The sequence below is a fragment of the Cupriavidus sp. GW821-FHT02F09 genome, from assembly GCF_059421605.1.
Genome location: NZ_JBWKVH010000009.1, coordinates 151,248 through 175,043 on the forward strand (window position 1 = coordinate 151,248; position 23,796 = coordinate 175,043).

Here is a 23,796-nt window from a genome sequence, read left to right on the forward strand (position 1 = left end):
CCGGCTATGTGCGCCAGTTAACCCGATGCTGCGCCCCAGCACAATCCGGATTTACCAAAGGCAGGCTTTTCCCTGAACGATTCGGCCAATCATTTTGGGCCGAATGGTCATTGTCCACGCAGTGCACCATCGCGCAATCTCATCCCTTGCTGGCCTGTGCATCCGCAGGGCGCGGCGTGGCGGTTCAAGAGGGGAGAAGCAGGATGCAGATAGGACGTCGCAGGACCCTGTTACGGCTTGGCGCGGCCTCGTTGGCCGCTGGCGGCGGCATCTCCGGGATCGCCAGCGCGCTCGCGCAAGGCGCCGTGCCCACCGGATACCCCGCCAAGCCGGTGCGGCTGGTGGTGCCTTATCCGGCGGACGGCGCCACCGACGTGCTCGCCCGCGCCATTGCCGCTCCGCTTGGCCAGCAGTGGCAGCGCACGTTGGTGGTGGAAAATCGCCCGGGCGCCAGCGGCATGATCGGTGCCGATGCGGTGGCCAAGGCGCCTGCCGATGGTTACACCTTGCTGCTCACGCTGACCAGCGTGGTGCAGTTGCCCAGCCAGTATGCAAAGCCGCCCTTTGACCCGATGCGCGACCTGGTTGCGCTGTCGGAACTGGCGACTTCGCACCTCGTAGTGGCCGCCAATTCGTCCATGCCTGGCAGCCTCGCCGAGGTGGTGCAAATGGCGAAGGGCAAGCCGAAAGGGTATTCCTACGGCACCTACGGCACCGGCAGCGGTGCGCACCTCTATATGGAAGTGTTTACCGGCGCCGCCGGGCTGGACATGATCCATGTCCCCTACAAAGGCGAGGCGCCGCTGCTCAACGACCTGCTGGGCGGCCAGGTGTCGGTGGGCACCATCTCCGTGATGGGGATCAAGCCGCATATGCGCACCGGCCGCCTGCGCGCGCTGGCCGTGGTGGGCAACACCCGGGCGCCCATGCTGCCCGAGGTGCCGACCTTCCAGGAACTGGGCTACAGCGGCCTGGACGGGCCCGGCTGGTTCGGCCTGTTCGCCCCGGCCGGCACGCCGCGGCCGATCGTGGACAAGGTTTCGGCGGACGTGAACGCCATCCTGGCCACGCCCGATATCCGGCAGCGCATGACCGACCTTGGCGTGATCGTCAAAGGCACCCGGCCGATGGAGTTCGCCGAGGTGGCGCGCGCCGACCAGGCTTACTGGAACGGCGTGATCCGCAAGCTCAATATCCGGCTCGACTGAGCCTGCAGCATTTCCCAACCCTCTCGTGCCCGTTCGGGGCGGATTCAGGAGCAGCGATGCAGCACACGCGCCGCAAGGCATTGCAGCAGATCGGAGCCGGTGCCCTCGCCGCCGGCGGCCTGGGCCTGGGGCTGAGCCCCGCGCGTGCCGACGCTTTCCCGGCCAAGCCCGTGCGGCTGGTGGTGCCCTACCCCGCGGGCGGCGCCACCGATGTGCTGGCACGCGCCATTGCCGAGCCGCTCGGCAAGATGTGGCAGCGCCCCATCGTGGTGGAAAACCGCCCAGGCGCCAGCGGCATGATCGGCGCCGACGCCGTGGCCAAGGCCGATGCCGACGGCCATACCGCGCTGCTTACCATCACCACGCTGGTCCAGGCCCCGAGCCTCTATGCCAAGGCGCCGTTCGACCCGGTGCGCGATTTCGCTCCGGTGTCCAATCTTGGCACCACCAGCCTGGTGTTCGCGGTGCACAACTCGGTGCCCGCCACGACGCTGGCCGAATTCATCGCGCTGGTGAAGTCCAGGCCAAGGCAGTTCAACTATGGCTCCTACGGCACCGGCTCAAGCGGCCATCTCTACTGCGAAGTGTTCAACGAGGCGGCGGGGCTGGACATGACCCACGTGTCGTACAAGGGCGAGGCGCCGGAACTGAACGACCTGCTCGGCGGGCAGATACCCGCGGCGATCATCTCGGTGATGGGCGCGCGCCCGCACACGGCAACCGGCCGCCTGCGCGCGCTGGCGGTGACCGGCCCCGCGCGCGCGCCGCAACTGCCAGACGTGCCGACCTTTCGCGAGTCTGGCATCGCGGGCATGGATTCGATGGGCTGGTTCGGGCTGTTGCTGCCGGCCGCCGCGCCGCGCCCGGTGATAGAAAAGTTCTCCTCGGACGTCAACCGCGTGCTGGCCATGCCAGCCGTGCGCGCGCGCATGAACGACATGGGCGTAGTGCTTGCCGGCAGCACGCCCGATGCCTTCGCCGAGACCATGCGCAGCGATTACGCGCGCTGGGGCAAGGTCATCCGCACCCGGAACATCCGTCTTGACTAACGCCGTCCCGATGCACGCCGCCTTGATGGGCGCCGGGCCGGTGGCGGCCTGCAATTTTCCCACTTTGTGTTTCTTATGAATCAAGCTGCTTCTGCTACCCGCGCCCCGGCCTACCGTTCTCCCCACTGGCCCCCAGGCATGCCCGCCGAGGTGTGCGTGCCGCGCACCAGCCTGGCCTACAACGTCGAGGTGGCCGCCCGGCGCTATCCGGACAAGACCGCGATCCAGTATTTCCATACGGCCATCTCCTACGCCAGCCTGCATGCGCAGATCGAGCGCATGGCCGGCTACCTGCAGCAGGCTTGCGGCGTGGCGCCGGGCGACCGCGTGATGCTGTTCAGCCAGAACTGCCCGCAGTTCATCGTCGCCTACTACGCCATCCTGCGTGCCGAGGCGGTGGTCGTGCCAGCCAACCCGATGTGGCTGACCGGGGAGCTCGAACACGTGGCCGCGGACAGCGGCGCGGTGGCGGCCTTCGTCGCGGCGGAGCTATATCCGCAGATTGCGCCGCTGCATGGCGCCGGGCTGGCGCATGTCATCGTGCATCAGTATGGGGACATGCTCGAGGCGGCCGGCGGCGCCGACAGCGTGCCCGCCTGGCTTTACGAGCGCACCCCGCTACCCGAACGCGCGCCCGCAGGCGCCACGCTGGCGACATGGACACAGGCCGACGCCGCGGGCCATGCCCCACGCGCGCACGAGGCCGGCTACGACACGCTGTGCATGCTGGCCTACACCTCGGGCACCACTGGCCATCCCAAGGGCTGCATGCACACACACGGCACGCTGATGAGCGCGGCGGTGGGCTCGCAGCTGTGGCGCAGCGCAAGCCCGCAGAGCGTGTGCTTGTCGGTCGCACCGATGTTCCATCTGCTGGGCATGCAGAACGGCATCCACGCGCCCCTTTACCTGGGTGCCACCATCGTGCTGCTGCCGCGCTGGGATCGCGCGGCAGCAGCAGACCTGATCGAGCGCTACCAGGTTTCCACCTGGGGCGCGCCGCCCGCCATGCTGGTGGATTTCTTCGCGCAGCCGGGCATCGGCGAGCGCAACCTCTCCAGCCTTGCCTACCTGGGCGGCGGCGGGGCCGCCATGCCGGACGCCGTGGCCACCATGCTGCAGGAGCGCTTTGGCCTGCCTTACGTGGAGGCGTACGGCCTGACCGAGACCGCCGCCTTCCTGCTGTCCAATCCGCGCCACCGGCCCAAGCGCGAATGCCTGGGCATTGCCACGTTCGGCGTGGACGCGCGCGTGATCGACCCGCACACGCTGGCCGAGCTGCCGCAGGGCGAGTTGGGCGAGATCGTGACCCATGGCGCGCAGGTGATGCGCGGCTACTGGCGCAACCCGCAGGCCGACGCGGAATCGTTCATCGAGATCGATGGCAAGCGCTTCCTGCGCACCGGCGACCTCGGCTTCATGGATGAGGAAGGCTATTTCTTCATGCGCGACCGGCTCAAACGCATGATCAACGCATCCGGCTTCAAGGTCTGGCCGGCGGAGGTGGAGAACCTGCTCTACGGCCATCCCGCCATCCATGAAGCCTGCGTGATCGCCGCGCGCGATGCGCGCCGCGGCGAGACCGTCAAGGCCGTGGTGGCGCTCAAGCCGGCCGCGCGCGGCACGCCCGAGGCCAGCGCCGAGCAGATCATGGCGTGGTGCCGCGAGCGGCTGGCGGCCTACAAGGTGCCGCGCATTGTCAGCTTTGTCGACGCCTTGCCCAAATCGGCCACCGGCAAGATCCAGTGGCGGGCACTGCAGGAGCTGGAGCAGGGCCAAGGCGGAGATCAGTCGGCCGCCGCCGGCAGCGTGGCCTGAACCAGAACAACGAGAACACCGAGAACAACGAGAACGATGGGAGACATCATGAAGACATCGAGACGAAACTGGCTGGGCCAGGCGGCAGTGCTGGGCGGCGGTGCGTTGCTGGGCGGATGGCAGTGGCCCGCGCAGGCGCAGGGCACCTATCCAGCGCGGCCCATCCGCATGGTGGTGCCGTATCCCGCCGGCGGCGGCACCGATACCATCGCGCGCATGATCGGCCAGCGCCTGACCGAGGCCTGGGGCCAGCCGGTGGTGGTTGACAACAAGCCCGGCGCCAGTGGCATGCTGGGCAACGACATCGTGGCCAAGGCGCCGCCCGACGGCTACACGATGCTGCTCGGCATCACCGCCATGATCCAGTCGCCCAGCCTGTACAAGCGCATTCCGTACGACGTGGCCCGCGACTTCGCGCCGGTTTCACTGCTGGCCAGGTCCTCCGACCTGTTCGTGGTGCCCAACCGGGTGCCGGCCAGCACGCTCGCTGAGTTCGTGGCCCTGGCCAAGGCCGGCAAGCTCAGCTACGGCTCCTACGGCAACGGCACCTCCTCGCATTTGCATGGCGAGCTGCTCAAGATGCAGGCGCACGTGGACCTTGCACACATTCCATACAAAGGCGCCGCGCCGCTGATGAGCGACGTGCTGGGTGGGCAGGTGGATTCGGCGTTTGTCGATGTGACCTCGGCCAACAGCTATCTGAATAGCGGGAAGTTCAAGATCCTCGCCATCACGGGCGCCCAGCGCTACAAATCGATTCCCTCGGTGCCGACTTTCGCGCAGGCCGGCTTCACCGGGTTTGAGCCGAGCGGCTGGTTCTCGATGTTCCTGCCCGCCAATACGCCGCGCGACGTGGTTACCCGGCTCTCCACCGAGATCGCCCGCATCGTGCGGCTCCCGGACATCTCGCAAAAGCTGGTGGCGATGGGGCTGCAGCCGGTGGGCTCGTCCCCGGAAGAACTGGCCGCGGTGATCGCGACGGACACGCCCAAGTGGGCGCGCATCGTCCGCGACGCCAACATCCAGCTTGACTGACGCGCCGATTTTATGACTGCTACTGCATTTACTCACCGAGCCAACCCAGAGGAGTTCGCCATGGAGACCATTCGCTACGCCGTTGCCGACGGGGTTGCCACCCTCACGCTCGACTTCCCGAAACGCAAGAACGCCCTGAACGGCACCATGCGCCGCGAAATCGGCGAGGTTGTGCACCAGTTGCGCCAGGACACCAGCGTGCGCGCGCTGATCCTCACCGGCGCGGGCACGGATTTCTGTTCCGGCGGCGACATCAGCTCGATGCAAGGCGAAATCAGCGCTGACCAGGGCCGCCAGCGCTTGGCGGCCATCCATCCCTGGCTGGAAGACCTGATCCACCTCGACCGTCCCGTGATCGCGGCGGTAGACGGCGCGGCCTATGGCGCCGGCTTCAGCCTGGCTCTCGTGGCCGACATCATCCTGGCCACGCCGCGCGCGCGCTTTGGCCTGCCTTTCCTGCGCCTGGGCCTGATCCCGGATTGCGGTGTGTTCTACACGCTGCCGCGCATGATCGGCCTGCAGCGCGCCAAGGCGCTGATGTTCTCGATGCGTGAACTGAGCGCCGCAGCGGCGCTGGAGCAGGGCATCGTGATGGAAATCGTGCCGCCGGAGGATCTGCATGCCCGCGCGCTGGCGCTCGCCTCGGCCTTTACCGAAGCTTCGCCGGTAGCGGTTGCGCTGACCAAGAAGGCGCTCAATGCCTCGCTGAACCAGGACCTGCACAGCATGCTGGAGATGGAGGCAGACGGCCAGGGTATCGCTTTCGCCACCGAGTACCGCAAGGAGGCCGCCGCGCGCTTCCTGGAAAAGCAGCCGCCGCGCTATCGCTGGCCCGACTGAACCACCACACAACCACACAACAACAAGCGCGTGGTGCTGCAACGCAACACCGGCAACACCGGCAACCATCAAGGAGAACAACATGGGAAATTCCGACAAGAACATGGCGATGGCCGCCCGCAAGGTGCCCTGGATGAGCGAAGACCTGGTCATGTTCCAGGACACCGTCCGCCGCTTCGTGGAGCGCGAGCTGGTGCCGAACGAGGCGCGCTGGGCCGAGCGCGGCTACATCGACCGCGAAGTCTGGAACCGCGCCGGCGAGGTTGGCCTGCTGTGCGCCAGCATTCCCGAGGAGTACGGCGGCGGCGGCGGGAACTTTGCCCACGAGGCTGTGATCTGTAACGAAATGGCACGCGCCATCGCCACCAGCCTGGGCAATGGCGTGCACAGCGGCATCGTGGCCCATTACTTGCTCAACTACGGTACCGAGGCGCAGAAGCGCAAATGGCTTGCGCAGATGGCTTCAGGTGCCATGGTGGCCGCCATCGCCATGTCGGAGCCCGGCGCGGGCTCGGATCTCAAGTCGGTACGCACCCGAGCGGTGCGTGAGAAGACCCAGAACGGAGACATCTATCGCATCAACGGTGCAAAAACCTTCATCACCAATGGCTACCACGCCGACCTCGTTTGCGTGGTAGCCAAGACCGATCCCGATGCCGGCGCGAAAGGGGTCTCGCTCATCATGGTCGAGACCCGGGACCAGCCTGGCTTCAGGCGCGGCCGAATTCTGGAAAAAATCGGGCAGAAAGGCCAGGACACCGCCGAGTTGTTCTTCGACGACGTGTGCGTGCCGGTGGAGAACCTGCTGGGCGACGAGGAGGGCAAGGGCTTCTATCAGCTGATGCAGCAACTGCCGCAGGAGCGCATGATCATCGCGCTTGGTGCGGTGGCGAGCATGCAGCGCGCGATCGAGCTCACCACCGACTACGTGCGCGAGCGGCAGGTGTTTGGAAAACCGCTGATCGATATGCAGAACACGCGCTTCAAGCTGGCGGAGTGCAAGACCGAGGCAACCATCGCCGCTACCTTCGTCGATGATTGCATGGTGCGCTTGCTGAGGGGCGAGCTCGATGCGCCCACGGCGGCCATGGCCAAGTGGTGGTGCTCGCAGAAGAACTGCGAAATCATCGACGAATGCCTGCAACTGCATGGCGGGTACGGCTATATGCTCGAATACCCGATCGCGCGCATGTATGCGAACGCGCGGGTCAGCAAGATTTATGGCGGCTCCAACGAAATCATGAAGGAGCTGGTGGCACGCACGCTGTGATGCGTGTGTGCGGGGCCATGCGGCAAGCCTCTCATGCCAACGTCGTAGTACGTTGGAAGTAGGCCGGCCGCAAAGTCCCGCCCAGTGGGGGTTGCGAGGGGGCAAGCGCGTTTCTCGTTACAAAAGCAGGTGTGCACGGAATAACGGAAAGGTGTAATGTGTGTCACAAGACATGGTTCAAATGCCCGTCGCGAGTGGGGCCTGAAGTGGTAGTACGGTGAGTCGAGCTGATCCGTTGCGCCATTGCAAAGCTCGTCAACCGACTCTCAGCTCTCGCCGTTATTTGACTATGATTAAGTAAAGATTTCGCAACATGGCAGCACCGCCAAGCCGGGGTGGCGGAACCGCAAGCGCTGCCGCGAGATCTTGAGTTGTAGTAGATCTACCTTCGCCTCGGACGGGTCTCTGACGGGAGTGAGGTATGGACATTTTCGGCCACTACGCCACACGCTTCGAAGGTCGCAAGGAAGAGGAATACAGCATCCAGGAGTACCTGGATATCTGCAAGAAGGATCCTTCCGCCTATGCGACCGCATCCGAGCGCATGCTCGCCGCCATTGGTCAGCCCGAACTGGTGGATACCCACCACGATCCTCGGCTGTCCCGCCTGTTCTTCAACAAGGTCATCAGGGTCTATCCGGCCTTCCGCGAGTTCTACGGCATGGAGGACACGATCGAGCAGATCGTCGCCTTCTTCAAGCATGCCGCGCAAGGGCTCGAGGAGCGCAAGCAGATCCTTTACCTGCTTGGGCCTCCGGGGGGAGGCAAGTCCTCGCTCGCGGAAAAACTCAAGGCGTTGATGGAGCAGATTCCCATCTACGCATTGAAGGGTTCGCCTATCCATGAATCGCCGCTCGGGCTGTTCTCCCCCGAGGAAGACGGCAAGATCCTGGAAGAGGACTACGGCATCCCGGTGCGCTATCTCAACACCATCGCCTCGCCCTGGGCGGTCAAGCGCCTGCATGAGTTCAACGGCGACATCACGCGCTTTCGCGTGGTCAAGCTGCGCCCGTCGGTGTTGTCGCAGATCGCGATTTCCAAGACGGAGCCGGGAGATGAAAACAACCAGGACATCTCCTCGCTGGTCGGCAAGGTAGATATCAGGAAGCTGGAAGATTTCCCGCAGGACGATCCGGACGCTTACTCATATTCCGGCGGGTTGTGCCTGGCCAACCGCGGGCTGCTTGAGTTCGTGGAGATGTTCAAGGCGCCGATCAAGGTGCTGCACCCGCTGCTGACCGCCACCCAGGAGGGCAACTACAAGGGCACCGAAGGCTTCGGCGCGATCCCCTTCGACGGCATCATCCTGGCGCACTCGAACGAAGCCGAGTGGACAACCTTCAAGGCCGACAAGAACAACGAGGCTTTCCTCGACCGGATCTACATCGTCAAGGTGCCGTACTGCCTGCGCGTGTCGGAGGAGGTGAAGATCTACGACAAGCTGTTGCGCAGCAGTTCGCTGTCGGCCGCGCCTTGCGCGCCCAACACCTTGAAGATGATGGGGCAGTTCGCCGTGCTCACCCGCATCAAGGAGCCGGAGAATTCAAACATCTTCTCCAAGATGCGCGTCTATGACGGCGAGAGCCTGAAAGATGTCGACCCCAAGGCCAAGTCGTACCAGGAGTATCGCGACTACGCTGGCATCGACGAGGGCATGAACGGCTTGTCCACGCGTTTCGCCTTCAAGGTCTTGTCCAAGGTCTTCAACTTCGACAATACCGAGGTGGCCGCCAATCCGGTGCACCTGCTCTATGTGCTCGAGCAACAGATCGAGCGCGAGCAGTTCCCGCCGGAGCAGGAGGCCAAGCTGCGGTCGTACATCAAGGAGTACCTGACCGCACCGTTCGTGGAGTTCATCGGCAAGGAGATCCAGACCGCTTACCTGGAGTCGTACTCCGAATACGGCCAGAACATCTTCGATCGCTACGTGGTCTTTGCGGACCTGTGGATCCAGGACCAGGAATATCGCGACCCGAATACCGGTGAGATTCTCGATCGCAACGCGTTGAACGACGAGCTTGAAAAAGTCGAGAAGCCTGCGGGGATATCCAACCCCAAGGACTTCCGCAACGAGATCGTCAACTTCGTGCTGCGCGCGCGGGCCAACAACGCGGGCAAGAACCCCGCGTGGACCAGCTACGAGAAGTTGCGCATGGTGATTGAGAAGCGCATGTTCTCCACCACCGAAGATCTGTTGCCCGTGATCTCGTTCAACGCCAAATCCTCTCGCGAGGATCAGGACAAGCACGCGAACTTCGTCAACCGCATGGTTGAGAAGGGATACACCGCGAAGCAGGTCCGCTTACTTGTGGAGTGGTATTTGCGCGTAAGAAAATCATCGTAACGGCGCCTGAACGAGGCCTCTAAGCGAGGGCAAGCATATGGCCACGGTCATCGATCGGCGCGAGAACGGCGGCAACAAGAGTGCCGTCAACCAGCAACGCTTCATCAAACGCTACCGCGAACAGATACGCCAGGCGGTAGCGAAGGCGGTGTCCGGCCGGAAGATCATGGACATCGAACAAAGCGGGCAGGTGTCCATTCCGGTCAAGGACATTTCCGAGCCCGCTTTTCACCACGGCCAGGGCGGCCGGCGGGAGTGGATCCATCCGGGCAACAAGAAATTTGTCCGGGGGGACAGTTTCGACCGCCAGCAGCAAGGCGGGGGCGGCGGCGGCTCCAAGGCGAGCGATTCGGGTGAAGGCGAGGATGATTTCGTCTTCAGCCTGTCGCGCGAGGATTTCCTCAACTTCTTCTTCGAGGACATGGCGCTGCCGGACATGGCCAAGCGCCACCTTGCCAAGATCGCCGAGGTCCGCAAGGTCCGGGCTGGCTTCTCGATCGACGGCACGCCGTCCAACCTGTCCATCCTGCGCACGATGCGAAGCTCGCTCGGGCGGCGCATTGCCTTGTCCAGTCCTTACCAGAAAAAGCTCGCGGTGCTGGAGCAGGAGTATGGCGAGGTGCTGGAGCAGGACGGGCCTTACTCGGCACGGGCGCTGGAGCTGATGAAGGAAATGCGTCACCTGCGCGCCTGCGTGGAGCGCGTGCCCTTTATCGAAAAGCTCGACCTGCGCTACAACAATCGCGTGCTGAAAAAGCGCCCGCAGGCACAGGCGGTGATGTTCTGCCTGATGGATGTGTCCGGGTCCATGGATGAGAGCCGCAAGGATCTCGCCAAGCGCTTTTTCATGCTCCTGTACCTCTTCCTCAAGCGCAACTACGATCGCATCGACGTGGTGTTCATTCGTCATCACACGGTGGCGAAGGAAGTGAACGAGGAAGATTTCTTCCATTCGCGCGAATCCGGTGGTACGGTCGTATCGAGCGCGCTCAAGCTGATGGTCGAGGTAATTCACGACCGCTATCCCGCCAGCCAGTGGAATATCTACTGCGCCCAGGCCTCGGATGGCGACAACTGGGCGGGCGATTCGGAGTTGTGCGGGCGCTTGTTGCGCGAGTCCATCCTGCCGCTGGTGCAGTACTACGCCTATGTGGAAGTGGCTTCGGAAGAGCCGCAGAACCTGTGGGAAGAGTATCTGGCGGTCAAGGACCGGCATGAGAACTTCGCCATGCAGCGCATCATCGGGGCGGACGAGATCTACCCTGTGCTGCATGACCTGTTCCAGAAAAAAGCGGCATGGCCATCCAGCCGCTGAAGTCGCCCTGGTTTTTTGCAGGTGTTTTCCCCTCTCCCGCAGTGTGGGAGAGGGGCGCAACCCTAGCTTCACCCGCAACGGGGGTCGTAAATGGCATATCTCTCTACCGGCTCGGAGTGGACCTTTGAGCTGATCCAGCGTTATGACCGCGAAATCGCACGCATTGCCGGCGATTTCGGTCTGGACACCTATCCCAACCAGGTTGAGATCATTACCGCGGAGCAGATGCTCGACGCCTATGCGTCGTCTGGCCTGCCCGTGGGCTACAGCCATTGGTCGTACGGCAAGCATTTTCTCGCGTCCGAGCGCAGCTACCAGCGCGGGCACATGGGCCTGGCCTACGAGATCGTCATCAACTCGAATCCCTGCATCGCGTACTTGATGGAGGAGAACACCATGCCCATGCAGGCGCTGACCATCGCGCACGCCTGCTACGGCCACAACTCCTTCTTCAAGGGCAACTACCTGTTCCGCACCTGGACCAACGCCGATGCCATCATCGACTACCTGCTGTTCGCCAAAAACTACGTAGCCGAATGCGAGCAGCGCTATGGGGAGCAGGAAGTCGAGGCGCTGCTCGATTCCTGCCACGCGCTGCAGAACTACGGCGTGGACCGCTACAAGCGGCCCAAGAAGCTCTCCATTGCCGAGGAGCAGGCGCGCCAGACCGAGCGGGAGAACTACCTGCAGACGCAGGTCAACGACCTGTGGCGCACCCTGCCCAAGCACCGCGCGCATGCGCTGGAAGACGATGAAGGGTTCGAGCGCGACGCCGCCTTCCCGCCGGAGCCGCAGGAAAACCTGCTCTACTTCATCGAGAAGAACGCGCCCAAGCTGGCGCCGTGGCAGCGCGAGATCGTGCGCATCGTGCGCAAGATCGCGCAGTACTTCTACCCGCAGCGCCAGACCAAGGTCATGAACGAAGGCTGGGCCACGTTCTGGCACTACACCATCCTGCACCAGCTGTATGAAGAGGGCCTGGTCAACGACGCCTTCATGATGGAGCTGCTGCAGGCGCATACCAATGTGATTTACCAGCCGCCGTACAACAGCCCTTACTACAGCGGCCTCAACCCGTACACCGTGGGCTTCCTGATGTTCCAGGACCTGCGCCGGATGTGCGAGAACCCGACCGAGGAAGACTACCGCTGGGCGCCGGAATTCGCCGGCAGCGACTGGCGCAAGACGCTCGACTTCGCCATGCGCAACTTCAAGGACGAGAGCTTCCTGCTGCAGTTCCTGTCGCCGCGCGTGATCCGCGAGCTCAAGCTGTTCTCCGTGCTCGACGACGACCGCGAAGGCAAGCTACGCGTGACCGCTATTCATGACGATGAGGGTTACCGGAACATCCGCCAGTTGCTGGCCAACCAGTACGACCTGTCGAACATGGAGCCCAACATCCAGATCACCAATGTGGATGTGGGCGGAGACCGCTCCCTGACTCTGCGCCACCTGCAGAACGACCGCCGCCCGCTGGCGCAGAATTTCGACGAGGTGATCCGCCACGTCACGCGGCTGTGGGGCTTTACGGTGCGCCTGGAAGTGGCCTATGAAGATGGCCGGCGCGAATCCAAGTACGAATGCAAGCCGGAACGCCGGCATCGCAAGGCGGCTTGAATGGGCATGGCAGCGTCAGCCTGCGCGGGCGGTGGATGACACCGCCCGCATGATGGCCTGCGCGGCCCACAAGCCGGTAGCCGCGGCAGCGTCCGTGAAGGGCGCATTCACGTAGTCCCCCGCCAGGAAGACCCGTTGCCGCGATGCCGGCGCACGGCTGCGGTACGCCAGCACGTCGGCGGCGCGGCCGACCGGCACCGTGGGCATTGCCTGCGCCCAGCGCGTGACCAGGCAGTCCTGCAATTGCCGCGAGATGCCCGGCAGGTAATGTTCGACCCCGGGCAGCACGTCGGCGAGGATCTGCGCATCGCTCGCGCCCAACCGATCCGCGGCGGCGCGGTCTTCCAGCATGACCTGGATGACTTGTCCATGTCCGCCGGCGGGACGCGCTAGCGGGCGCTTGCCGGCGTCCAGCGCCAGCGCGGCTACGTACCGGCGCTCGGCACGCGGCACCAATACGCCGTAGACGCTCGCCAAAGCGGCCGGCACACGAAACCCCGGCCGTGTGAGCAAGGACAGGTTGATGGTGCGGCTGTAGGGCGTGGCGAGCAGGCGGCGCTCCAGCGCATCCCCGCCCGTCCAGGCTTGCCGGGCAAAGGGTGCCGGCAGGGCGCACACAACGTAGTCGGCCGTGGCTTCGAAGCCCGCGCCGCTCACCACCACGCCCGTGTCCTGCTGGCGGATCGATGCGACCCGCCGGCCGGTCTCCACCTGCAACGTGCGCGCCAGCGCGCGTGGCAGGCTTTGCAGGCCGCCGACCAGCGAAGTGTTGACACAGCGGCGCCAGCCGAAGCCGCTAGCCATCAGCATCAGCGCGGCGGAGGACGATTCAGGCGTGAGGAAATAGAATCCCTGCAATAGCGGCTCCGTGACATAGGCGAGCGCCTCGCGGCAACCACGCTGGCCAAGCCATTCGCTGGCGGAATCCGCATCGTAGCGCGCCCATTGGCCAAGGTCGTCGAGCGGCAGCGTGCGCAGCGCGCGGCCTTCGCGGCCCAGCGCCAGCCCCAAGCCGAGCCAGGCCGGCAATCCGAGCAGGCCGCTGCGCAGCGGGTCCAGCAGGCTCTGTGCGCGCACGCGGCGCGGCCGGCCTTGGCGCACCACCGCGTTGAGGTCGCTGGCGGCTTGCAGTCCGCCGTCCAGGCCAAACCGCCGCGCCAGCGCCGGCAGCACCGTGTAGCCGCTCGACAGGAATTGTGCGCCGCACTCTATGCCATGCGGCCCGAGGGTTTCGCTGCGCATGCGGCCGCCGACATCCCCGGCGGCCTCGAACACGCGCACCCGCGCGCCGGCGCGGGCGAGCGCATCGGCCGCGCACAGCCCGGCAATGCCGGCGCCGGCCACGATTACTTCGGGGGCGCGGTGCGGGCCGGGCGAATGCGCCGGCAGCGCCGATGCGGGTGGAACGGGTGGAGCAGGTGTAACGGGTGAAGTGGGTGAAGTGGGTGAAGGCAAGGCAGTGGTGTGCATGTTCTGGGACTTGTCCGGTTAGCCCGTGCTTGGGGCACCGTGCGACAATCTATCGGCTTGCCGCGTCGCAGCCAATTCGCTTTCTCCTCAGATTCCATCATGCCTGCCGCCACCGAACCGCCGAAGCGCCGCCAGCCCTCGCAGCAGCGCGCGCAACATACCGTCCAAGCCATCTTGCAAGCCGCGGCGCAGCTGTTCGCCGAACACGAGATGCGTGCCCAGCCTGAGCCCACCACCGAGCAGATCGCTGCGCTGGCAGGGGTTTCGGTTGGCTCGCTTTACCAGTACTTTGCAGACCGCGCGGCGATTGGCCGCACCTTGATCGAGCAACAGCGCGAGGCGGCGTTGGTGGCCCTGGAAACGATGCTGGCTGAACGCCTGGCCGCCATGCCGGCAGCGGCGGGACTGGCGGAGCCGCAAGCCGCGCGCGCCGCGCTGCGGGCTTATGTGCAGGCCTATGTGCTCAGCTTTGGTGGCTATGACGCGCATAGCCGCGCGCTGGCCCGCCTGGCCTGGCGCCATGATCGCGACGAGGATGCCGTGGCGGCGCTGCGCCTGGCCAGCGAACGGATCGGCGCGCAGTTGCAGGCGCTGGGCATGAGCGCGCTGCGCTTGCCCGCCCCGGCCCAGATGTTCGCGCTCACACGGGCCATGTTCGGGGTAGTGCGCTCGGCCGCGCTGGAGGGCTCGCCCTTGCTCGGCAGCCCGGCCCTGGAGGACGAGCTGGTTCGCCTGTGCTGGAGCCTGCTGCAGCGCGAGCCCGATGCCGGCTGATCCTGGCCGGCCCCGGTCCCGTCCGGGGCTCAGGCCGCGTCGGTGCTCCAGCTTCGGGCCAGATCGACCACGCCCGATCCAGGCTGGCCGCACACCGCCTCGCCCACCACCCTTGCCCAGTAAGCCTGCGACCCGTCCGCCAGTTGCCAGGCATGCAGGCGGCGGGTGTAGATCTGCAGGTCGTACTCCTCGGTGATGCCGATGGCGCCGTGCACGGCATGCGCGATGGCGGCCACTGGCGTGACCGCTTCGCTGGCGTTGAGCTTGCCGATGGCCGCGCGCAGCGGGTCCGGCTGCCAGCCGCCGCCGCCGCCGCCGCCGGCGCAGGCGATCTGCGCGGCCATGCGCGCGGCGGTGACATGTTCCGCCATCACGCTGATCTGGTGCTGGATGGCCTGGAACTTGCCGATGGCGCGGCCGAACTGCTGGCGGTCGTTGGCATATTGCAGCGTCATGTCGAACACATGCGACATGGCGCCGGCCAGCTGCACAGCGTGCAGGCAGGCCCCGATCTGGCGCAGCGTGCCCGCGGGCAGCGTAAACAGTGGCAATCCGTCCGATGCGGGGCGCGGCAGGACCACGGCCAGATCCGCATGGGCGCCGGTCGGGCGGACTTGCGCGCGGGCACGTGGCAGCAGCATGCATTGCGCGCCTTCCTGCACCAGGAACCAGGCCGCTTGCGCGCCGCCTGCGACGAGGACTGCATCCGTGGCGCCCTCATCCATATCGAAGGTCGCCAGCGCGATGGGCTCGGCCGGCACCGCCAGCCCGGCGGCGTGCAGCAGCGCACGCGCGAACAAGGTCTGGCCCAGCGGCAAAGGCAGTGCGTGGCGGCCCAGCGCGAACAGCACCGGCGCCAGTTCGTCCAGCGGCAGGCCCGCCCCGCCGGCCGCCTCGGGCAGGAGGCAATCGGCAAAGCCGCTGTCTTGCAGTGATTGCCACAGGGGTAGGTGGTCGTCGCCGCGTTCGATGGCGCGGATGACGGCGGGCGTGCAGCAGTCGCGCAGCACGCTGTCGAGCGCGTCCGAGTAAGCGTTATGCATAGGGAACTCCGGTTCAGCGCAGGCCAAGGCCCCGGGCGATCATGCCGCGCAGGATCTCGCGCGTGCCGCCACGCAGCGAATAGGACGGGGCGACCTGGCTGACATAGGCCAGGGTGCGGTACAGGTCGGGATCGGCGGCGAGGTGCGGGTCGTCGCCCAGCGCGGCCTGCGCCAGCGCCGGAATGGACTGCTCGAACTCCGTGCCCAGGTCCTTGACCAGCGCGGCTTCCACCACCGGGCTCTCGCCTGCGGCAAGCCGGGCGGTCACCGCCAGCGACATGGCCCGCAGCACCGCCAGCCGGCCAGCCAGCCGGCCGATGGTGACGGTGTCGCGCCGTGCAGCCGGCGCGCGCCGCAGCGCCGCAATCCAGGTATCGAGCAGCACCACGCTGGAGTACAGCCGCTCCGGCCCGCTGCGCTCGAAGGCCAGCTCCGCGTTGACCTGCTCCCAGCCGCTGCCTTCGCGGCCCACCAGCGCCGCTTCAGGCAGCATCACGTCCTCGAAGCTGACTTCGGAGAAATGTGCGTCGCCGGCCAGGTCGCGGATCGGGCGCACGGTCACGCCCGGCGCGCACAGGTCGATGATGACCTGCGACAAGCCGCGCTGACGGTCCTCGCCCGTGCCGGAGGTGCGCACCAGCGCCAGCATGTAGTGGCAGCGATCGGCGTTGGTCGTCCAGATCTTGCGGCCGTTCAAGCGCCAGCCGCCGTCCGGCTGCGGCGTGGCGCGGGTCGCGACGCTGGCCAGGTCGGAGCCGGAGTTGGGCTCGCTCATGCCGATGCAGAAGAAGGCTTCGCCCTTGCAGATGCGCGGGAGATAGAAGGCCTTCTGCGCGTCGCTGCCATAGCGCAGGATCAGCGGCCCGCTCTGGCGGTCGGCGATCCAGTGGGCCGAGACCGGCGCGCCGCAGGCCAGCAGCTCCTCCACCAGCACGAAACGCGAGAACGGATCGAGCCCGGCGCCGCCATGTTGCGCGGGCAAGGTGATGCCCACCCAGCCGTGGCGCGCCAGCGCGCGGCTGAAATCGGCGTTGAAGCCCATCCATGAACGGGCGCGGACTTCGGGCGCAAGGGCCGGCAGGTGTTCGGCCAGGAATGCCTTCACCTCGTGCCGGAAGGCGGCGGCGGCCGGCGGCAAGGCAGTCAGCTGGAACGTGCTGGGCAGTGAAGTCAAGACAGGGGTCTCCGTGTGGCTAGCGGCCGGCCAGCAAGCGCCGGGCGGAATAAGTCATGACACGCTCATGGCGCTGGTTGAAGACTTCGATGTCCGAGTCCACCACGGCGCGGCCATTGCGCGAAGTGGGGCGGATGCCGGTCACCGTGACCGTGGCCCAGATGGTGTCGCCCACCATCACCGGGGCGTGGATCTTCTGCGTCAGCTCCAGCATGGCCAGCCCCGTGCCCTGGATCATGGTCTGCAGGATGAAGCCTTCGATCATGGCGTAGGTCAGCGCGGCGGGCACGGGCCGGCCATGGATGGCGCCGCCTTCATAGCCCGCCTCGATAAAGATCGCTTCCAGCATGCCGGTGACCGAAATGAAGTTGATCAGGTCGGTCTCGGTCACGGTGCGGCGGAAGGTCTGGAACGCCTGGCCTTCCTTGATGTCTTGCCAATAAAAGCCCTGGCCGAGGCGGGGGAGTTGGGTATGGGGCACGGCGTCTCCTGTTGAGGGCCGCCATCGGCGGCCGGCTTCCTTTATGTTAGGAGCGGGAATGCGGCAGGGTTAGGCATTAGTGGCCGGCGACGCACAATAGGCCGCGCCGGTGCGGCCCAGCTCATCGATCTGCTCGCCGCTCAGGCCCGCCTCGCCAAGCAGGCTGCGGGTGTGCTGACCCAGGCGTGGCGGCAGCGCGCTCGCCGCGCGCTGGCCGTCAAAGCGCACCGGCGCGCCGGTAAAGCGCAGCGTGCCCATGGCCGGGTCGTCCAGCGTGTCGAAGAAGCCGGTGGCGCGCAGGTGCGGGTCATCCACCAGCTCAGCGAGCTGGTTGACCCGCGCCACCGGGATCTGCAGCGTTTCGCATAGCGCCAGCCAGGCGCCGGTGGTGCGCGTGCGCACGATCTCGCTGGTCAGCTCGTAGAGGGCTTCGATATGCTGCGTGCGCGCGGCGATGCCGGCAAAGCGCGGGTCGGCGGCCAGGTCGGGCCGGCCCGCGGCGGTGAAGAAGTCGCGCCAGTGGGCATCGGTGTACGGCATCATGCAGACGTGGCCGTCGGCGCTCTGGTAGGGCCGGCGCAGCGGCGCCAGCACGCGCGGATAACCGGTGGGCCCGCGCGGCGGCTCGAAGTGCTGGCCATAGAGATGCTCGACCAGGTTGAAGGCCACCATCGATTCGAACATCGGCACTTCCACCAGCGCGCCCTTGCCGCCCTGGCGCTCGCGCCCGGCAATGGCGGCCGAGATCGACAGCGCCGCCACCAGAGCGCTGGTCTTGTCGGCCGCGATGGTGGGGAAGTAGCGCATGGTGCCGGTCTGCGCGGCCATCAATGCGGCATTGCCGGACAGGCCCTGGATGATGTCGTCGTAGGCCGGGCGGCCGCCATAGGGGCCATCCTCGGCAAAGCCCAGCAAGCTCACGTAGACCAGGCGCGGGTGGCGCGCCATCACGTCGGCGGGGTCCAGCCCGAGGCCGGCCAGCTTCTGCGGGCGCATGCTGTGCATGAACACATCGGCGCTGGCCAGCAGGCGCTCCAGCGCGGCCTGCGCCGCGGGCAGCTTGAGGTTGAGCACCACGCTTTTCTTGCTGCGGTTCACGCCCAGGAAGATGGCCGACATGCCATCCTCGGCGGCCGGGCCGGTGCGCCGCGTGGAGTCGCCCTCGGGGGGCTCCACCTTGATGACTTCGGCGCCGAGGTCGGCCAGCCACTGGCTGGCGTAAGGGCCCATCACGACCGTGGATAGGTCGATGACGCGGATGCCTGAGAGGGGCAACATGCCTGGGTGTCTCCTGTCTGTTCTTGTGCCTGGCTTGCGCCGGATGCCACAGGGTAGATCAGGCGGGTCGCTTGCGTCTAATATTAGATTTTTAGGATTCGATATCTTCCAGATATCAATACGGACATCAGCGTGGACCTTCGTCAACTTCAGCAGTTCGTCGCCCTGGCCGAAACCGGCAACTTCCACCGCGCGGCCGAGCGCCTGCACATGGCGCAGCCGCCGCTCTCCATCTCGATCCGCAAGCTCGAAGATGCGCTCGGCACGCCGCTGTTCGTGCGTACCTCGCGCGGGGTGCGGCTGACCCAGGCTGGCGAAGCCGCGCTGCATGACGCGCGGCGCGCGCTGTTCCATGCCGGCCAGGCTCGCGCGGCGGCGCTGGCGGCGGCGCATGGCGAGCGCGGTGCACTGCGCGTGGGTTTTGTGGGCTCGGCAACCTACGCCTTGCTGCCCAAGCTGATCCCGGCGTTTCGGGCCGCGCACCCGGGGATCGAGCTGATCCTGCATGAATCCACCTCGGCGTCGATCCTGGACCGGCTGGAGCGCCATCAGCTCGATGCCGGGCTGGTGCGCTTTCCCATCTTGCACAGCGGCGGCTACACGCTGATGCCGCTGGAGAACGACGAGTTCGTGGCGGCGGTGCCGGCCGATAGCCGCTTTGCCGAGCGCGACGCGATTGCGCTCAAGGCGCTCGCCGGGGAACCCTTCATCATGCATCCCAGCGCCGAGGTGCCCAACCTGCAGGCCATCGCCATGCTGCTGTGCCAGCAAGCCGGGTTCGTACCGCGTGTGACGCAAGAGGCGGTGCAGGTGCAGACCATCGTCAGCCTGGTGGAAAGCGGCCTGGGGGTGGCGCTGGTGCCGAGCGTGGCGGCGCGCTATATCAACCGGCGCGTGCGTTTCCTGCGGCTGGCCAGCCCGCGGCCGGTGGCGCGCATCGGCATCGCGCTGGCCACGTCCACGGATAGCGACGACCGGCAGGTGCAGCGCTTGCTGGAGGTGGCCAGCACCGTGGTCGCCTAGGCCAGCGGATCAGGCGCGCGCGCGCTCGCCACGCGCCGCGCCGGCGCGCTCCAGCGCCACGCCTGGCAGCAGGTGCAGCAGGCGCACCAGCTCGCTCTGGCGATGGGTGCCGGTCTTGCGCAGGATGTCGCGAATATGCACGCGCACCGTGTGCGGCGAGACGAATTCGTGGTCGGCGATCTCGGTCAGGGTTTCGCCGGCGGCAAGGCGGATGGCAATCAGGCTTTCCTTGCGCGACAGGCCGAACAGCGACGTCAGCACCGAACTGTCGAGCACCGAGCGCGATTCGGAATTGCCCATCAGCACCATCGCGAACGGCAGTTGCCACGGGCCTTCCACCGGCTGGCGGGCCACCAGCGGCAGCACGATGATGGGTACCGGCTGGCCGCCCGACGTGATGTGCATCCACGAGCCGGCCGCCGCCTCGCCGCCACGGGATTGCATGGCGCGGTCGAGCAGCTTGTGCAGGGTGGCGTGCAGGGTCTGGTCGTGGGCCTTGAGCACGCCGTTTTCCAGCGCGAGCTGGCTGTCGGCCTGCACCAGCGCCTCGGCCCAGATATTGGCGTAGCGCACGCGCATATCGGCCTGCAGCACCATCACGCCGAAGTCGAGCGTATCCAGCCCGGCCAGGCCAAGGGCCGCCAGGCCGCTCAACTCGAAGTTGCGTTGTTGCATGCGCGCGGCGCGGGCCCAGTGCGGCAGCACGCGCGCGAGCCGCTTGCTGCGATGGCTCAAGCCCTCCGTCCCGTCGAAACCGGTGTCCAGGCGGCCGCCCCGGTCCGTGCCGCCCATCAGCACGCAGACCTCAGCGGTATCGAGCAGGCGCACGCCATGCTCCAGGTCGGCGCCATGCGCCGGCGCGCGCCAAGGTGCGCCGTCCTGCAGGTCGCCAGGGTGATCGCCCGCGAGCGCGCGCCTGGGCAGGCTTGCCAGCGCATGCAGGCCTTCCGGCACGTAGGTGCCCTGCGCCGGGAAGCAGCCATGCGGGGTGACGCCGAGGCGCGCTTGTCCGGACAGTTTGTCCCAGACCAGGTAATGCGGGCTTTCGATATCGGTATAGCGGGAGAAGAGATCCAGCGCGGCTGGCATGGCAGTGACGTCAAGCGCCGACTCGTAGATCGAATCGATCAGACGATGGAAGTCTTCATCCGCCGACGGATGCTCGCCCATAGTATTTTCCCCGGTGGCTCTCGCCTGATCCTGCTTTGCTCTTTTTATTGGCCCGCTGGTAGCGGTACGGCTGGCTCGCTGTGGCCGGCTCCGAAGTGGCAGACGCCACCGGACGGGGTCAGGCGCCCGGTATGCCGGGTACGTCAGCGCTGCGCGTTACCGTGTGGCGGCATTATGCGGATGCGAGCATAACTTCGCAAACAGGGAATGTCGCCTGGGCAATTATTAAAAATTATTTCAGCGCTGAAATGCCCGCGAAGCGGGGCACGGCCGCGCAAAGCGTACCCGTTTCTGCGTGCGCTTTGCGAGCCGCATAGTGACTCGGCCGGCTCAGCCTGGCCCCGGCGCACCCTTTGAAAGCGCAGCAGCGCCCCCGGCGCCGGCCGCCAGCTCAGTGGCCTGCGCGTCCTGCGCCGGGGGGAGCCCCAGGCCGCCCTCGACCTGCACCGTTACCCGCTGCGTGGCCATGCTGATGCCATGCTGGTCGAACTTGCGCTTGAGCCGCACGTTGAACGCGCGCGTGATTTCCGCCTGGGTCAGCGGGCGCGTCCTGAACTGGGCCAGCACCACCGAGCCGTTGGGGTCGAAGCGATCGAGGCCCAGGATGTCGAGTCCGGAAAGCAGGTTGCGCGCGTAGCGGAAATCGCGCGCTACCTCCGCGCCGGTCTCGCGGATCAGCTCAATGGCCTGGTCGAGGTCGCTGCCATACGCCACACCGATGTTGAATACGGCAACGGCATAGCCGCGCGACATGTTCTTGATGGCCTTGATCTGGCTGTAGGGCAGGATATGAAGCGCACCCTTGCCGTCGCGCAGCTTGACGGTGCGGATGGTCATGGCCTCCACCGTGCCAATATGGTCGGGCAGTTCCACCGAGTCGCCGATGGCGATCGAATCCTCCACCACGATGAACAGGCCGGTGATCAGGTCCTGCACCAGGCTTTGCGCGCCAAAGCCGATGGCCAGGCCGACCACACCGGCGCCGGCGAGCAGCGGCGTCACGTTGACGCCGAGGTTGGCCAGCACCACGATCAGCGTGATGACCAGCAGCGCGACGAATAACGCGTTGCGCACCAGCGGCAGGATGGTCCTGGCGCGCAGGCTGGGCGGCTGCCCGCGGCCGTGCGCGGGCGTCAGCGTCTGGGTGATGGCCGTATCGATCAGCAGCCATGCCAGCCACGACAGCAGCACGGTGGAGGTCACGCTGAACACGGCCTCGCCGATGCGCTTGCCGAGCGTGGTGGATTCAATCACCGAGAGCAGCGACACGCCCCAGATCCGGCTGGCCAGCTCGAAGTAGGCGAACCAGATCACCACCCGCACCAGCGCTACCGCGAAACGCCCGAAGCGCGCCAGGTAGGCCGAGCGCTGGCGGTCGCGAAAGCGCGGCGCGCGGTGCGTGGCCTTGGGCGAGCGGCCGGTGATCAGCGTCAGCAGCAGCGCGGCGACGAACAGCGCCACCGAGCCCACCGTGCGCCGCAGGAAGATGTCCGCGTAGCCGGTGGCCAGCAGCGTGCCGGCCACCGAGGCCACCACCACCGCCAGCACCGGCAGGTGCCAGCTCGCGCCTACCAGGCGCAACAGGTCCATGATTGCGGGATGCTCCTGACGGAAAACCAGCGGCCGGTTGCTGATGATCTGGCCGATCTGCCGGCGAAAGCGCAGCGTGAAGGCGCCGATCAGCAGCGCCGCGGCGATGTTGGCCACGGTGGAGGTCAGCGCCGACAGGTTGGTGCCGAGCGAGGCGATCACACGCGCGTCGGTCGTGACGTCGCCCAGCGCCGCCAGCGCGCCGGTGGCGAACAGCAGCCTGCGGGAGTGCAGCAGCAGGTCGCGCACCGCGTGCGCACGGTGCGCCGAGGTAAACAGCGCGAAGATGACCTGGCACACCGCGCCCATCACGGCGCCGGCCACCACCGAGTAGGCAATCACCATGCCGGCCATGCTGGCGGGCGAGCGTCCGAACATACTGCTCGAGAGCAGCATCGCCAGGGCGAAGGCCACCACCCACGGCGCCACCCTGCGCAGCATGTAAAGCCCGACGTCCATCCAGGACGGCACTGCGGGCAGCTCATAGCGTACCGCTGGCTGCAGGCGCCGGTTGCGCACGCGTCTCACCGCCTCCCGCAACAGCCATCCGGCGCAGAACCAGGCCGCGAGCACGGCGGAGAACTCCCGTGCCGATTGCCAGGGCGAGCGCGTCCCGTTGATGGTCAGTGCGGCCAGCCACTCCTCGCCCGCGAAATCGATGCGCCAGCGCCAGTAGTGCCACGGCCCCTTGTCCTTGCCCAGCGACGCATCGAGATGGTCGACCGCCTCAGCCAGCGCCCCGAGCAGGCCGGGCTGTGGCGCTGACGCCGCACTGGCCCCACCTATGCCCTTGCGCAGCGTTTGCAACTGGTCGACCAGGGCCTTGCGGTCCTTGTCGCTCTGCAGCGTGGTAATGACCTGGTCGAGCGACTGCGCGAGTGGCTCGCTGGCCGCGGGCTGCGAGGCCGGCGCGGACTCGGCCTTGACGACCGCCGCCAGCGAGGCCAGTCCGGCCGGCGCCGCCAGTGCCGGCTGCGCTGCCAGCGTGGCCAGCGCCAGCCAGATCATCAGCGTCAGCATCGGCAGCAGTGCGCCTGGCCGGCATGCAGCCGGCAATGTGAATTGGGACCTGATCACGAGCGTCATCTCATGCGGGTAGATAGAGGGTGCCGGGCAATCCCGGGGGATGCCTGACACTGTAGCGCATTGCGGATACCGCACACGCCGCGGATTCGTGCGGCGCCGCAATCGGTGTTGCCGCTCGCGCCGGGCACCCGGCAACGCGTGTCGCATGGCCGCAGCAGCGGGTGGCGTGCAGCAGGCGTACCATGGCAGCAAGCCCGTGCTGGCTGGTTGC

General features: G+C 66.5%; 18 protein-coding genes. 11 read left to right on the plus strand and 7 right to left on the minus strand.

All coding sequences use genetic code 11. The features are described from left to right. The first annotated feature begins 203 nt into the window (after positions 1-203). The 9 genes from AC07XB_RS13310 (at position 204) to AC07XB_RS13350 (ending at position 12,496) form a co-directional block, all read left to right on the plus strand. Positions 204-1,208, plus strand: coding sequence for a tripartite tricarboxylate transporter substrate binding protein (locus AC07XB_RS13310; protein WP_492827889.1), 1,005 nt, complete (start codon positions 204-206; stop codon positions 1,206-1,208). A 56-nt stretch (positions 1,209-1,264) separates the two neighbouring features. Then, positions 1,265-2,257, plus strand: coding sequence for a Bug family tripartite tricarboxylate transporter substrate binding protein (locus AC07XB_RS13315; RefSeq protein ID WP_492813638.1), 993 nt, complete (start codon positions 1,265-1,267; stop codon positions 2,255-2,257). A gap of 75 nt (positions 2,258-2,332) precedes the next feature. Then, a complete protein-coding gene (locus tag AC07XB_RS13320; RefSeq protein ID WP_492827887.1) occupies positions 2,333-4,075 on the plus strand; it encodes a long-chain fatty acid--CoA ligase in 1,743 nt (580 codons plus the stop codon). Between the two features lie 48 nt (positions 4,076-4,123). After that, positions 4,124-5,110: a Bug family tripartite tricarboxylate transporter substrate binding protein gene (locus tag AC07XB_RS13325; RefSeq protein ID WP_492374193.1), complete on the plus strand. Its 987-nt coding sequence runs from the start codon at positions 4,124-4,126 to the stop codon at positions 5,108-5,110. Between the two features lie 60 nt (positions 5,111-5,170). Beyond that, positions 5,171-5,950: an enoyl-CoA hydratase/isomerase family protein gene (locus tag AC07XB_RS13330; protein WP_492827885.1), complete on the plus strand. Its 780-nt coding sequence runs from the start codon at positions 5,171-5,173 to the stop codon at positions 5,948-5,950. Between the two features lie 82 nt (positions 5,951-6,032). After that, positions 6,033-7,220: an acyl-CoA dehydrogenase family protein gene (locus AC07XB_RS13335; protein ID WP_492374195.1), complete on the plus strand. Its 1,188-nt coding sequence runs from the start codon at positions 6,033-6,035 to the stop codon at positions 7,218-7,220. A gap of 421 nt (positions 7,221-7,641) precedes the next feature. Next, positions 7,642-9,564: a PrkA family serine protein kinase gene (locus AC07XB_RS13340; protein ID WP_318235460.1), complete on the plus strand. Its 1,923-nt coding sequence runs from the start codon at positions 7,642-7,644 to the stop codon at positions 9,562-9,564. A gap of 37 nt (positions 9,565-9,601) precedes the next feature. Then, entirely contained in the window at positions 9,602-10,879 is a 1,278-nt protein-coding gene (locus AC07XB_RS13345) for a YeaH/YhbH family protein (RefSeq protein WP_043357209.1), read from the plus strand. A 90-nt stretch (positions 10,880-10,969) separates the two neighbouring features. Next, entirely contained in the window at positions 10,970-12,496 is a 1,527-nt protein-coding gene (locus AC07XB_RS13350; RefSeq protein ID WP_043357207.1) for a SpoVR family protein, read from the plus strand. A gap of 15 nt (positions 12,497-12,511) precedes the next feature. Here the strand turns inward: AC07XB_RS13350 and AC07XB_RS13355 are convergent, their stop codons facing one another. Then, complete coding sequence (locus tag AC07XB_RS13355) at positions 12,512-13,840, minus strand: protoporphyrinogen/coproporphyrinogen oxidase (RefSeq protein WP_492374196.1); 1,329 nt, start codon at positions 13,838-13,840, stop codon at positions 12,512-12,514. A 225-nt stretch (positions 13,841-14,065) separates the two neighbouring features. Here AC07XB_RS13355 and AC07XB_RS13360 point away from each other — a divergent pair, with 225 nt between their 5' ends. Then, entirely contained in the window at positions 14,066-14,740 is a 675-nt protein-coding gene (locus tag AC07XB_RS13360; RefSeq protein WP_492827882.1) for a TetR/AcrR family transcriptional regulator, read from the plus strand. Between the two features lie 29 nt (positions 14,741-14,769). Here the strand turns inward: AC07XB_RS13360 and AC07XB_RS13365 are convergent, their stop codons facing one another. The 4 genes from AC07XB_RS13365 to AC07XB_RS13380 all read right to left on the minus strand — a co-directional run bounded on the left by AC07XB_RS13365 (position 14,770) and on the right by AC07XB_RS13380 (position 18,716). After that, on the minus strand, positions 14,770-15,783 hold the full coding sequence (locus tag AC07XB_RS13365; protein ID WP_492827880.1) for an acyl-CoA dehydrogenase family protein: 1,014 nt from the start codon (positions 15,781-15,783) through the stop codon (positions 14,770-14,772). 13 nt (positions 15,784-15,796) lie between these two features. Further along, entirely contained in the window at positions 15,797-16,957 is a 1,161-nt protein-coding gene (locus AC07XB_RS13370) for an acyl-CoA dehydrogenase family protein (RefSeq protein WP_492374198.1), read from the minus strand. A gap of 19 nt (positions 16,958-16,976) precedes the next feature. Then, positions 16,977-17,438 carry a MaoC family dehydratase gene (locus AC07XB_RS13375; protein ID WP_150985236.1) on the minus strand — a complete coding sequence of 154 codons (462 nt, stop codon included), beginning with the start codon at positions 17,436-17,438 and terminating at the stop codon, positions 16,977-16,979. A gap of 69 nt (positions 17,439-17,507) precedes the next feature. After that, positions 17,508-18,716, minus strand: a complete 1,209-nt coding sequence (locus AC07XB_RS13380; protein WP_492827878.1) for a CaiB/BaiF CoA transferase family protein — start codon at positions 18,714-18,716, stop codon at positions 17,508-17,510. A gap of 132 nt (positions 18,717-18,848) precedes the next feature. Between AC07XB_RS13380 and AC07XB_RS13385 the strand changes: the two genes are divergently transcribed. Continuing rightward, positions 18,849-19,739 carry a LysR family transcriptional regulator gene (locus AC07XB_RS13385; protein ID WP_492374200.1) on the plus strand — a complete coding sequence of 297 codons (891 nt, stop codon included), beginning with the start codon at positions 18,849-18,851 and terminating at the stop codon, positions 19,737-19,739. Positions 19,740-19,748: 9 nt separating this feature from the next. Here AC07XB_RS13385 and AC07XB_RS13390 read toward each other — a convergent pair whose 3' ends face one another. Then, positions 19,749-20,909, minus strand: coding sequence for a helix-turn-helix transcriptional regulator (locus tag AC07XB_RS13390; RefSeq protein WP_492827876.1), 1,161 nt, complete (start codon positions 20,907-20,909; stop codon positions 19,749-19,751). 330 nt (positions 20,910-21,239) lie between these two features. Further along, complete coding sequence (locus AC07XB_RS13395) at positions 21,240-23,519, minus strand: mechanosensitive ion channel family protein (RefSeq protein WP_492828001.1); 2,280 nt, start codon at positions 23,517-23,519, stop codon at positions 21,240-21,242. Between the last annotated feature and the right edge of the window lie 277 nt (positions 23,520-23,796).